This is a genomic window from Mycobacterium sp. TY814 (genome assembly GCF_030755175.1).
GTDB lineage: Bacteria > Actinomycetota > Actinomycetes > Mycobacteriales > Mycobacteriaceae > Mycobacterium.
This window is the reverse complement of the sequence record NZ_JAUFRY010000001.1, coordinates 484,122-495,554: the sequence shown is the minus strand read 5'-3', so window position 1 is coordinate 495,554 and position 11,433 is coordinate 484,122. Positions and strand designations below refer to the sequence as shown.

General features: G+C 67.5%; 13 protein-coding genes. 12 read left to right on the top strand and 1 reads right to left on the bottom strand.

The window, feature by feature from the left end:
• Positions 1-15 precede the first annotated feature (15 nt).
• The 6 genes from QXH22_RS01825 (at position 16) to aroQ (ending at position 4,613) form a co-directional block, all read left to right on the top strand.
• Positions 16-822 (top strand): shikimate dehydrogenase, encoded by an 807-nt coding sequence (locus tag QXH22_RS01825; RefSeq protein ID WP_306274804.1) that lies wholly within the window; start codon positions 16-18, stop codon positions 820-822.
• 10 nt (positions 823-832) lie between these two features.
• Positions 833-1,252, top strand: a complete 420-nt coding sequence (locus QXH22_RS01820) for an A24 family peptidase (RefSeq protein ID WP_306274803.1) — start codon at positions 833-835, stop codon at positions 1,250-1,252.
• Between the two features lie 117 nt (positions 1,253-1,369).
• The gene (aroC, locus tag QXH22_RS01815; protein ID WP_306241063.1) at positions 1,370-2,578 is read left to right on the top strand and encodes a chorismate synthase; all 1,209 of its coding nucleotides are present in this window, start codon (positions 1,370-1,372) and stop codon (positions 2,576-2,578) included.
• 6 nt (positions 2,579-2,584) lie between these two features.
• Positions 2,585-3,109, top strand: coding sequence for a shikimate kinase (locus QXH22_RS01810; RefSeq protein WP_306241062.1), 525 nt, complete (start codon positions 2,585-2,587; stop codon positions 3,107-3,109).
• Positions 3,106-4,191: a 3-dehydroquinate synthase gene (aroB, locus tag QXH22_RS01805; protein ID WP_306241061.1), complete on the top strand. Its 1,086-nt coding sequence runs from the start codon at positions 3,106-3,108 to the stop codon at positions 4,189-4,191. The genes QXH22_RS01810 and aroB overlap by 4 nt, the downstream gene beginning before the upstream one ends.
• Positions 4,188-4,613: a type II 3-dehydroquinate dehydratase gene (gene aroQ, locus QXH22_RS01800; RefSeq protein WP_371934146.1), complete on the top strand. Its 426-nt coding sequence runs from the start codon at positions 4,188-4,190 to the stop codon at positions 4,611-4,613. The genes aroB and aroQ overlap by 4 nt, the downstream gene beginning before the upstream one ends.
• Here aroQ and QXH22_RS01795 read toward each other — a convergent pair whose 3' ends face one another.
• Positions 4,614-5,369 carry a B-4DMT family transporter gene (locus QXH22_RS01795; RefSeq protein ID WP_306274802.1) on the bottom strand — a complete coding sequence of 252 codons (756 nt, stop codon included), beginning with the start codon at positions 5,367-5,369 and terminating at the stop codon, positions 4,614-4,616.
• A gap of 33 nt (positions 5,370-5,402) precedes the next feature.
• On the opposite strand from QXH22_RS01795, the gene QXH22_RS01790 reads away from it, so the two are divergent.
• From QXH22_RS01790 to QXH22_RS01765, 6 genes are all read left to right on the top strand, one after another.
• Positions 5,403-6,509: a Xaa-Pro peptidase family protein gene (locus QXH22_RS01790; RefSeq protein WP_306241059.1), complete on the top strand. Its 1,107-nt coding sequence runs from the start codon at positions 5,403-5,405 to the stop codon at positions 6,507-6,509.
• Positions 6,510-6,523: 14 nt separating this feature from the next.
• Positions 6,524-7,087 carry an elongation factor P gene (gene efp, locus QXH22_RS01785; protein WP_205877699.1) on the top strand — a complete coding sequence of 188 codons (564 nt, stop codon included), beginning with the start codon at positions 6,524-6,526 and terminating at the stop codon, positions 7,085-7,087.
• Between the two features lie 2 nt (positions 7,088-7,089).
• Positions 7,090-7,602, top strand: coding sequence for a transcription antitermination factor NusB (gene nusB, locus QXH22_RS01780; protein ID WP_306241058.1), 513 nt, complete (start codon positions 7,090-7,092; stop codon positions 7,600-7,602).
• Positions 7,599-8,003: an antitermination protein NusB gene (locus QXH22_RS01775; RefSeq protein WP_306241057.1), complete on the top strand. Its 405-nt coding sequence runs from the start codon at positions 7,599-7,601 to the stop codon at positions 8,001-8,003. Before nusB ends, QXH22_RS01775 begins: the two co-directional genes overlap by 4 nt.
• Before the next feature lie 114 nt (positions 8,004-8,117).
• A complete protein-coding gene (locus QXH22_RS01770; protein WP_306241056.1) occupies positions 8,118-8,546 on the top strand; it encodes a DUF6636 domain-containing protein in 429 nt (142 codons plus the stop codon).
• Positions 8,547-8,567: 21 nt separating this feature from the next.
• Positions 8,568-11,411, top strand: a complete 2,844-nt coding sequence (locus QXH22_RS01765) for an aminotransferase class I/II-fold pyridoxal phosphate-dependent enzyme (protein WP_371934145.1) — start codon at positions 8,568-8,570, stop codon at positions 11,409-11,411.
• The last annotated feature ends 22 nt before the right edge of the window (positions 11,412-11,433 follow it).

The following is an 11,433-nucleotide window of genomic DNA, read 5'->3' as shown; positions in this document are numbered from 1 at the left end:
TGAGGACTCCGCGCGATGAGCGGCGCTAGAAAGGCCGGGGTGCTCGGCTCGCCGATCGCCCATTCTAAGTCCCCTCAGTTGCACCTGGCCGCCTACCGCGCGCTGGGCCTGCACGACTGGACCTACGACCGCATCGAGTGCAGCGCCGAGCAACTGCCGGGCATCGTCGGGGGATTCGGCCCCGAGTGGGTCGGCGTGTCGGTGACCATGCCGGGCAAATTCGCCGCGCTGCGATTCGCCGACGAGCGCACCGCCCGCGCCGAGCAGGTCGGTTCCGCCAACACCCTGGTACGCACGGCCACCGGGTGGCGCGCGGACAACACCGACATCGACGGTGTCGCGGGCGCGCTCGGTCAGGCGTCGGGACATGCCCTGGTCGCCGGGTCGGGTGGCACCGCGCCGGCGGCCGTGGTGGGGCTGGCCAACCTCGGGATCGCCAGCATCGCGGTGGTGGCCCGCAATGCGGAGAAGGCGGCCCGACTGGTGGAGCTGGGCACCCGGTTGGGCGTTGCGATGCGGCACTGCGGCCTGGACGACGGCGCGCTGCCCGAGGAGGTGGCGGCCGCGCAGGTCCTGGTCAGCACCCTGCCGGCCGATGTCGCCGCTCACTATGCCACCACTTTCGCCGCCGTCCCGGTGCTGCTGGACGCCATCTACAACCCGTGGCCCACACCGCTTGCCGCCGCGGTGCGCGACGCCGGCGGACGGGTGATCAGCGGCCTGCAGATGCTGCTGCACCAGGCCTTCGCGCAGGTGGAGCAGTTCACCGGGATGCCCGCGCCCCGTGAGGCCATGACTTGCGCACTCGAGGAATTGATTTAGCCTGCCGCGCATGCGGATCGGGATCGGGATCGGGATCGTGGCGGCGTGGCTGGTCGCCCTCAGCTATTACGACGTTCGGGAGCGGCGACTGCCCAACCGGCTGACGCTGCCCGGCGGTGCGGTGATCCTGATCGGGGCGGTGCTGGCCGGTCGCGGCACACAGGCGCTGATGGGTGGGTTGGCGTTGACGGCGGTGTACCTCGCCGTCCATCTGGCGGCGCCGGCGGCCATGGGAGCCGGAGACGTCAAGCTCGCGGTGGGCCTCGGCGAGTTGAGCGGCTGTTTCGGGGTCGAGGTGTGGCTGCTGGCGGCGCTGGGCGCGCCGCTGCTGACCGCCGCGGTCGGGTTGCTCTGCGGGTTGCGGACCGTGCCGCACGGGCCGTCCATGTGTGTGGCGACGGGGTTCGCAATGGCGCTTGCCATCGCGTAGCGCCCCGCGGCGTGGCGCTGGTTCTGCGCCTGTGCCGCTTCTACTCGAACTTCTTCACCCTGGCTGCAGACTCAAGGGCGTGAAAGCACACCGCCGCACACGTGGGAAGATGTTCGGGTGTTGCGCTGGATCACTGCTGGGGAATCCCATGGCCGCGCGCTGGTGGCCATGGTCGAGGGCATGGTCGCCGGCGTCGAGGTGACGTCCTCTGAAATCGCCGACGAGTTGGCCCGTCGCCGCTTGGGCTACGGCCGCGGCGCCCGGATGAAGTTCGAGCGCGACGCGGTGACCATGTTGTCCGGCGTTCGGCACGGCCTCACGCTGGGTGGGCCCATCGCCATCGAGATCGGCAACACCGAGTGGCCGAAGTGGGAGACGGTGATGGCGCCCGACCCCGTCGATCCGGCACAGCTGGCCGACAGCGCGCGCAACGAACCGCTGACTCGGCCGCGGCCCGGCCACGCCGACTACGCCGGCATGCTCAAGTACGGATTCGATGACGCCCGGCCGGTGCTCGAGCGTGCCAGCGCCCGCGAGACCGCGGCCCGCGTCGCAGCCGGCACCATCGCCCGGGCGTTCCTGCGCCAGGCGCTGGGTGTGGAGGTGCTCTCGCACGTCATCTCCATCGGTGCCTCGACGCCGTACGACGGCCCGCCGCCGCGCCCCGAGGACTTGGCCGCGATCGATGCCAGCCCGGTCCGCGCCTATGACGCCGAGGCCGAGAAGTCGATGATCAGCGAGATCGAGGCGGCCAAGAAGGACGGCGACACCCTCGGTGGCGTGGTCGAGGTAGTGGCATCGGGCCTGCCGGTCGGCTTGGGCTCGTTCACCAGCGGCGACAACCGGCTGGACAGCCAGCTGGCCGCGGCGGTGATGGGCATTCAGGCGATCAAGGGCGTCGAGATCGGCGACGGCTTCGAGACCGCCCGCCGTCGGGGCAGCCGCGCCCACGACGAGATGTATCCCGGGCCCGACGGGGTGGTCCGGTCGACCAACCGGGCCGGCGGGCTCGAAGGCGGCATGACCAACGGGCAGCCGCTGCGGGTGCGCGCGGCGATGAAGCCCATCTCCACCGTGCCGCGGGCGCTGGCCACCGTCGATCTGGCGACGGGCGACGAGGCTGTCGCCATTCACCAGCGCTCGGACGTGTGCGCGGTGCCGGCGGCGGGAGTGGTCGTCGAGACGATGGTGGCGCTGGTCCTGGCTCGCGCGGCACTGGAGAAGTTCGGTGGCGATTCGCTGGCCGAGACCCGCCGCAACATCGATTCCTACCAGCGCACGGTCGCCGACCGGGAGGCGCCGGCCGCCCGGGCCGCCGGAAGCTAGCCGGAGATGGCTCCCAGGGCGGTACTTGTCGGCCTACCGGGTTCGGGCAAGTCGACCATCGGCCGTCGGTTGGCCAAGGCGCTCGGGGTGAGTCTGCTCGACACCGATGCGGCCATCGAGCAGCAGACCGGGCGCACCATTGCCGACATCTTCGCCACCGACGGCGAACCGGAGTTCCGGCGCATCGAGGAAGAGGTGATCCGTGCGGCGCTCGACGAGCACGACGGTGTGCTGTCGCTGGGCGGTGGCGCGGTCACCAGCCCGGGGGTGTGCGCGGCGCTGGCCGGACACACGGTCGTCTATCTCGAGATCAGCGCCGCCGAAGGCGTGCGGCGCACCGGTGGCAACACCGTCCGGCCGCTGTTGGCCGGGCCCGACCGCGCCGAGAAGTTCCGAGAGCTGATGTCCAAACGCATTCCGTTGTACCGCCGGGTCGCGACGATCCGGGTGGACACCAACCGCCGCAATCCCGGCGCGGTGGTCCGCTACATCGTGTCCCGGCTGCAGACCCAGGTAGAGGCAACCAAATGACAGACAACGCACCGGTCACCGTCGAGGTGGCCGTCGATCCGCCGTATCCCGTGGTGATCGGCACCGGACTGCTCGATCAGCTGCAGCAGCTGCTGGCCGGACGGCACAAGGTCGCGATCCTGCACCAGCCGGTGCTGGCGCACACCGCAGAGGAAATGCGAGCTCGCTTGGCGGACAACGGGATCGACGCGCATCGCATCGAAATCCCGGACGCCGAGGCGGGTAAAGAGCTGCCGGTCGTGGGCTTCATCTGGGAAGTGTTGGGCCGCATCGGGATTGGCCGCAAGGATGCGCTGGTCAGCCTGGGTGGCGGGGCCGCCACCGACGTCGCCGGATTCGCGGCCGCCACCTGGCTGCGCGGCGTCTCGATCGTGCACGTGCCCACCACGCTGCTCGGCATGGTCGACGCCGCCGTCGGCGGCAAGACCGGCATCAACACCGACGCAGGCAAGAACCTGGTCGGCGCGTTCCACCAGCCGCTGGCCGTACTGGTCGATCTTTCGACGCTGAAAACGTTGCCGCACAACGAGATCGTCGCGGGCATGGCCGAGGTGGTGAAGGCCGGATTCATCGCCGACCCGGTAATCCTGGACCTCATCGAGGCCGACCCGGAAGCGGCAGTGGATCCCGAAGGCGACGTGCTGCCCGAACTTGTCCGCCGCGCGATCGCCGTCAAGGCCGAAGTGGTCGCGGCTGACGAGAAGGAATCCGAGCTGCGCGAAATCCTGAACTACGGGCACACTTTGGCCCACGCGATCGAACGCCGCGAGCGATACCAGTGGCGCCACGGGGCCGCCGTTTCGGTGGGACTGGTGTTCGCCGCTGAGCTGGCCCGCCTCACCGGCCGCCTCGACGACGCGACCGCCGCACGCCACCGCGACATCCTGACGTCGCTGGGCCTGCCGGTGAGCTACGACCCGGACGCGCTGCCGCAGCTGCTGGAATACATGGCGGGAGACAAGAAAACCCGCGCCGGTGTGTTGCGGTTCGTAGTGCTGGACGGCCTGGCCAAGCCCGGCCGGCTGGTGGGACCAGACCCGGGTCTGCTGGTCACGGCCTACGCGGGAGTGTGTGCCCCATGACGATCAACGTGATCAACGGCCCAAACCTGGGCCGGCTCGGCAAGCGGGAGCCCGCCGTCTACGGCAGCACGACGCATGACGACCTGGTCGCCCTGATCGAAGCCGAAGCCGCCCAACTCGGACTCGAAGTCGTTGTGCGGCAGAGCGACAGCGAAGCCGAACTCCTGGACTGGATTCACCGGGCCGCCGATGCGTCGGAACCGGTGATCCTCAACGCCGGCGGTCTGACGCATACGTCGGTGGCCCTGCGCGACGCCTGCGCGGAGTTGAGTGCACCCCTTATCGAGGTGCACATCTCCAACGTGCATGCGCGCGAGGAGTTTCGGCACCACTCCTACCTCAGCCCCGTGGCGACCGGGGTGATCGTGGGCCTGGGTGTGCAGGGCTACCTGCTCGCCCTGCGCTACCTGGCAGCGCCGTAGCTACTTCTTGTCCGGCTTGTCGAGGTTGATTACCTCGGTCTTGGCGTCACTGTTGTCGCCGGTACGGATGACCTCGGTCTTGTCCTCGTGACCGTGGCTGCCGGTGCGTATGACCTCGGTCTTGGAGTCTTCGCCGTGGTCGCCGGTGCGGATGACCTCAGTGGGAGCGTCGTGCTCGCGCTCGACGGTGGCCACCGACGACGTCCGCTCCTCGGTCTGGGCGCCGGACGTCCGGATCTCCCCGGTGGGACTGTCGTCGGCGCGCACCGCGGAGAACACATCGGTGTCGGCGCTGCGATCACGGTTCGGGTCGTGGTCGGGCTTCTCCAGAGGGGGGGCGTTACGGTCGACGCGCCAGCGTCCGACGGCCACCCCGACGATCGCGAACAAGAACACGATCAGCGCGGTGAATGCCGCAAAAGTAGTTAGCTCGTTGAGCAAACCGCCGGTGTAGATGCCCTTGTAGAAGAGGGCGATGATCCAGGCCACCAGCCCGCTGACCACACCGGCCACCAAACCGCCGAGCAACCAGACCATGGCCAGGTCCTCGCGGCGGTCGGGGTCCGGATTGGCCTTCGCGTCGGCCCGGCCGTCGAAATAGCCCCATATCGCGGCACAGATTACGAATATCGTCAGCAGCACTATGCTGATCAGCGCCGACTGTGTCTGCCACGCGTTGATCAGCGCCCCTTGAAACAGGCGAAGAACGACCATCCCGGCGGCAAAGATCAATCCACGCAGCATCCACTTGTTCATGGGCAAACAGCGTAGCGAGTACGGTCAAGGGTCGTGACACATTCCCAGCGCCGACACAACCTGAAAACCAAAATCAGTGCCGCCGGACTAGACGCGATGCTGGTCACGGACTTGATAAATGTGCGGTATCTATCCGGCTTCAGCGGGTCCAACGGCGCGTTGCTGGTGTTTGCTGACGACCGCGAGGCCGTGCTGGCCACCGATGGTCGCTACCGCACCCAGGCCGCGCAGCAGGCACCCGATCTCGAGGTCGCCATCGAGCGCGCAGTCGGGCGCTCACTGGCCGCGCGGGCAGGACAGGACGGCGTCGGAAAGCTGGGCTACGAGAGCCACGTGGTCACCGTTGACGGCCTGGACGCGCTGGCCGGCGAGCTGGACGGCTGCAACACCGAATTGGTGCGGGCGTCCGGGACGGTGGAGACGCTGCGCGAAATCAAAGACGCCGGTGAGCTGGCGCTGTTGCGCCTGGCCTGTGAAGCGGCCGACGCCGCGCTGGCCGACCTGGTGGAGCGCGGTGGTCTGCGGCCGGGCCGCACCGAGCGCGAGGTGAGCCGCGAGCTCGAAGGTCTGATGCTCGACCACGGCGCCGACGCCATCTCGTTCGAGACGATCGTGGCGGCCGGGCCGAATTCGGCCATCCCGCACCACCGGCCCACCGACGCGGTGCTGGCGTCGGGCGACTTCGTCAAGATCGACTTCGGCGCCCTGGTCGCGGGCTACCACTCCGATATGACCCGCACCTTCGTGCTCGGCAACGCCGCCGACTGGCAGCTGGAGATCTATGAGCTGGTCGCCGAGGCCCAACGCGCGGGCCGGGAGGCGCTGCGCCCCGGCATCGAGCTGCGCGAGGTGGACGGCGCCGCGCGGCGGATGATCGCGGACGCGGGCTACGGCGACCACTTCGGCCACGGCCTGGGACACGGCGTCGGCCTGCAGATACACGAAGCGCCGGGCATCGGGGCGACATCCGCCGGTACACTACTTGCGGGCTCCGTGGTGACCGTGGAGCCCGGCGTCTATTTACCCGGCCGTGGCGGTGTCCGCATCGAGGACACATTGGTGGTGCCCAGCAACACCCCGCACCCCGGGCAGACCCCGGAATTGTTGACCCGGTTCCCGAAGGAACTGGCCATTTTGTAGGAGATTTAGAAGACGTGGCGACCACTGCTGACTTCAAGAACGGACTCGTCCTGGTGATCGACGGCCAGCTGTGGACCATTACCGAGTTCCAGCACGTCAAACCCGGCAAGGGTCCCGCCTTCGTGCGGACCAAGCTGAAGAACGTGCTCTCCGGCAAGGTCGTCGACAAGACCTATAACGCCGGCGTCAAGGTCGACACCGCCACCGTCGACCGGCGCGACACCACCTACCTGTACCGCGACGGTTCGGACTTCGTGTTCATGGACAGCCAGGACTACGAGCAGCACCCGCTGCCCGAGTCGTTGGTCGGCGACGCCGCCCGGTTCCTGCTGGAGGGCCTGCCGGTGCAGGTGGCGTTCCACAACGGCGCGCCGCTCTACATCGAGCTGCCGGTGTCCGTCGAACTCGTGGTGTCCCACACCGAGCCCGGATTGCAGGGCGACCGGTCCAGCGCGGGAACCAAGCCGGCCACCGTGGAAACCGGTGCGGAGATCCAGGTGCCGTTGTTCATCAACACCGGCGACAAGCTCAAGGTGGACACCCGCGACGGCAGCTACCTGGGGCGGGTCAACACCTGACCATGCAGGATGAACACGCGGCTAAACGGGCTGAGCGGCCGTCGCGACCGGCGCGACCTTTCAAAGGCCGGCATCTGGCGCGCAAGGGCGCGGTCGATGTGCTGTTCGAGGCCGAGGCACGCGGCCTGAGTCCACTCGAGATGGTCGACATGCGCAACGCGTTGGCGCAGTCGAATTCCGACGTGTCCCCGTTGCTTCCGTACGCTGCGGTCGTCGCTCGCGGTGTCGCCGAGCACGCGGCACACGTCGACGAGCTGATCACCTCGCACCTGCAGTCCTGGACATTGGACCGCCTGCCCGCGGTGGACCGCGCGATCCTGCGGGTCGCCGTGTGGGAGTTGCTCTACGCCGACGACGTACCGGAGCCGGTCGCCGTCGACGAGGCTGTGGAGCTGGCCAAGGAACTGTCCACCGATGATTCCCCGGGCTTCATCAACGGCGTGCTGGGTCAGGTGATGTTGGTGACACCGCAAATCCGCGCGGCTGCTCGGGCCGTGCGAGGAGGTGCCTCATGACCCGGCTGGAACTGCGTGTCGTCATGGCCGTCGTGGCCGCGGTGACGGTCGTCGTGGGAGCGGTGGTCAGCGCCGCCTTCGGCTGGACGATCGTCGCCTCGGTGCTGGCGATCTTCGGGCTTGGCGTGGGTGCCGCGGTTTACCACACGGTCGAACGTCTGATCCTGGCCCGCCGCATCAGTACCGTGCGCACCGCCGCCAAGCCGCTGCAGCCGCTGCTGCCGGTCATGGCAGCGATCATGGGCCTGACCCAGGGCGTGGTGCGTTCGCTCGGTGACGTCACCGACCTGCCCGGCAAGCGGTTCGAGCTTCCGCAACTGCCGCTGTTCAAGTGGATGGAAAACCCGCTGAGCAAAGGCAATCGACAGATCATCGACAGCGACGACGAGTTCGAGGGCTGATTCCTCGGTGAGGTCGCGGCCGTCAAAATAACCGATCGAAATGATCGCGCTTTGCGCGCGGGCGCGACAGAATGGCCGTTGGTTACCAACGGAAAGCTGTCGACAGTGAAGTCAATGAGATCCGCGGTCGTTCTGATCGCCGCCTGGATGGCGGTGGCAGCTGTTGCGCCGGCCACGGCGCACGCCGACGGCTTCGAGTTCTTCCAGACGCCGTCGGGCAACATCGGCTGCGCCCTGGGCCTGGTGGACGGCTCCGCCCTTGCCCAGTGCGAGATCAGCGATTACACCTATGCGGTGCCGGCGCGCCCGTCGCCCTGCATGGGCGCGTTCGGGGATCGGCTCAGCTTGCGCCAGGGCAGCGCGGCCAAGATGAGCTGCCACAGCGATACTGTCCGGGGCACCGGATACCCGGTGCTGCAGTACGGCCAGACCCGCTCACTCAACTCGATAACCTGCGAGAGCCGGCAGTCCGGCATCACATGTACTGACGACGCTTCGGGCCATTCTTTCCAACTCTCCCGCGATACCTACGAGCTGAACTGACGCTCGAGAACAGGTGACGACATGAATCGTGACAGTGCCCGCACCCGACGACTCCGCGTCTCCGCTCTTGCGGCGGTGGCCAATCCGTCGTACACGCGCGTCGACACCTGGAACCTGCTCGACGACGCCTGCCGTCACCTCGCCGAGGTGGATCTGGCCGGCCTCGACAAAACCCACGACCTGGCCAAGGTAAAGCGGCTGATGGACCGCATCGCGGCCTACGAGCGGTACTGGCTGTACCCCGGCGCGGCAAACCTGGCCATCTTCCGCGCGCACCTGGAAAGCCTGTCCACGGTCCGCCTTGCCGAAGAGGTGTCGCAGGCCGTGCGGCTGCTGTCCGAATACGGCGACCGCACAGCGCTATTCGACCTCTCGGCGCCGCTCGCCGACCAGGAACTGGTAGCGCAGGCCAAACAGCAGCAGTTCTACACGGTGCTGCTCGCCGACGATTCCCCGTGCACGGCGCCCGACTGCCTGGCCGAAGCGCTGCGCGCGCTGCGCACCGCGTCCGACGACATTCAGTTCGAGGTGTTGTTGGCCCCCAGCGTCGAGGACGCCATCACCGCGGTGGCCCTCAACGGTGAAATCCAGGCCGCCATCATCCGCCACGACCTGCCGCTGCGCTCGCGCGACCGGGTGCCGTTGATGAACACGTTGCTGGGCGCCAACGACGACACTTCGACATCCAGGGTGTCCGACCGGTCGCACGACTGGGTCGAATGCGGCGCGTGGATCCGCGAACTGCGGCCCCACATCGACCTCTACCTGCTCACCGACGAGTCGATCGCCGCGGGCAACGACGACGAGCCCGATGTCTACGACCGCACCTTCTACCGGCTCAACGACGTCACCGACCTGCACAGCACCGTGATCGCAGGACTCCGCAACCGGTTCTCCACACCGTTTTTCGACGCATTGCGGGCGTATGCGTCGGCGCCGGTCGGTCAGTTCCACGCGTTGCCCGTCGCGCGCGGCGCCAGCATCTTCAACTCGAAGTCGTTGCAGGACATGGGCGAGTTCTACGGCCGCAACATATTTATGGCCGAAACATCAACCACCTCAGGTGGATTGGACTCGCTGCTGGACCCGCACGGCAACATCAAGAAGGCGATGGACAAGGCCGCGGTCACCTGGAACGCCAACCACACCTACTTCGTCACCAACGGCACCTCCACCGCCAACAAGATTGTGGTGCAGTCGTTGACGCGGCCGGGTGACATCGTGCTGATCGACCGGAACTGCCACAAATCCCACCACTACGGCCTGGTACTGGCCGGCGCGTATCCCCGGTACCTGGAGTCCTACGCGCTGCCGGAGTTCGCCATCTACGGGGCGGTGCCGCTGAGCACCATCAAGAAGGCGCTGCTCGATCTCGAAGAGGCCGGGCACCTGGACAAGGTCCGCATGCTGCTGCTGACCAACTGCATCTTCGACGGTGTCGTCTACAACCCGCGGCGGGTGATGGAAGAGGTGCTGGCGATCAAGCCCGACATCGTCTTCCTCTGGGACGAGGCGTGGTACGCGTTCGCTACCGCCGTGCCCTGGGCCCGGCAGCGCACCGCGATGGTGTCGGCCGAGCGGCTCGAGCAGATGCTCGCGTCGCCGGAATACGCTGAGGAATACCGCAATTGGCAGGCGTCCATGGAAGGGGTGCCCCGTTCGGAGTGGGTGAACCACCGCCTGCTGCCCGATCCCGCGAAGGCCAGGGTGCGGGTATATGCCACGCACTCCACCCACAAATCGCTTTCCGCGTTCCGGCAGGCCTCGATGATCCACGTGCGCGACCAGGACTTCAACGCCCTGGCCCGGGACGCGTTCGGCGAGGCGTTCCTGACGCACACGTCGACGTCGCCGAACCAGCAACTGCTGGCGTCGCTGGACCTGGCCCGCCGCCAGGTCGACATCGAAGGCTTCCAACTGGTGCGGCAGACCTACGACATGGCCCTGGTATTTCGGCACCGGGTCCGCAAGGACCGCCTGATCAGCAAGTGGTTCCGCATCCTCGACGAGTCCGATCTGGTGCCCGAGGAGTATCGCCAAGCCTCCCATGTCAGCTCCTACCGCGAAGTCAGGCAGGGCGCACTCGACGAGTGGAACGAGGCGTGGCGTTCGGATCAGTTCGTGCTGGACCCGACGCGGGTCACGCTGTTCCTGGGCAAGACCGGGATGAACGGCTACGACTTCCGCGAGAAGATCCTGATGGACCGCTTCGGCATTCAGATCAACAAGACGTCGATCAACAGCGTGCTACTGATCTTCACCATCGGCGTCACCTGGTCGAGCGTTCACCATCTGCTGGATGTACTGCGCAGGGTGGCAACCGATTTCGATCGCACGCAAGCCGCAGCCAGCGCCGCCGACTGGAAACTGCACGAGCGCCGGGTCGAGGAGATCACCGAGGATCTCCCGCACCTGCCCGACTTCAGCCAGTTCGACGTGGCCTTCCGGCCCGACGAGGGCAGCGTCTACGGCGACACCCGCTCGGCGTTCTACGCGGGCTACGAGGAGAAGGACCGCGAATACGTGCTGATCGGCACGGCGGGACGTCGCATCGCCGAGGGAAAGACGTTGGTTTCCACTACTTTTGTGGTGCCGTATCCGCCGGGCTTCCCGGTGCTGGTGCCGGGTCAGGTGGTGTCCAAGGAGATCGTGTACTTCCTGGCCCAGCTCGACGTCAAGGAGATCCACGGCTACAACCACGAGCTCGGTCTTTCGGTGTTCACCCAGGAGGCGCTGGCCCGTATGGAGGCGGCCCGCGAAGCGGTCACCCGCGCCACCAAAGTGTCCGCGAATGGGTCCTCCGAGCCCGCCCGGGCGCCCGAAGCGCCGATGCTGGCCAACGAGCATGCGGTCCAGGTGAATTAGCGGCGGTCCCCGCACCCGCCGA

Bases quoted from the DNA above. Each gene is read 5' to 3' on its own strand.
- QXH22_RS01825 (WP_306274804.1), top strand. From the start codon at position 16: ATGAGCGGCGCTAGAAAGGCCGGGGTGCTCGGCTCGCCGATCGCCCAT.
- QXH22_RS01820 (WP_306274803.1), top strand. From the start codon at position 833: ATGCGGATCGGGATCGGGATCGGGATCGTGGCGGCGTGGCTGGTCGCC.
- QXH22_RS01810 (WP_306241062.1), top strand. From the start codon at position 2,585: ATGGCTCCCAGGGCGGTACTTGTCGGCCTACCGGGTTCGGGCAAGTCG.
- aroB (WP_306241061.1), top strand. From the start codon at position 3,106: ATGACAGACAACGCACCGGTCACCGTCGAGGTGGCCGTCGATCCGCCG.
- aroQ (WP_371934146.1), top strand. From the start codon at position 4,188: ATGACGATCAACGTGATCAACGGCCCAAACCTGGGCCGGCTCGGCAAG.
- QXH22_RS01795 (WP_306274802.1), bottom strand. From the start codon at position 5,369: ATGAACAAGTGGATGCTGCGTGGATTGATCTTTGCCGCCGGGATGGTC.
- nusB (WP_306241058.1), top strand. From the start codon at position 7,090: ATGCAGGATGAACACGCGGCTAAACGGGCTGAGCGGCCGTCGCGACCG.
- QXH22_RS01775 (WP_306241057.1), top strand. From the start codon at position 7,599: ATGACCCGGCTGGAACTGCGTGTCGTCATGGCCGTCGTGGCCGCGGTG.
- QXH22_RS01770 (WP_306241056.1), top strand. From the start codon at position 8,118: ATGAGATCCGCGGTCGTTCTGATCGCCGCCTGGATGGCGGTGGCAGCT.
- QXH22_RS01765 (WP_371934145.1), top strand. From the start codon at position 8,568: ATGAATCGTGACAGTGCCCGCACCCGACGACTCCGCGTCTCCGCTCTT.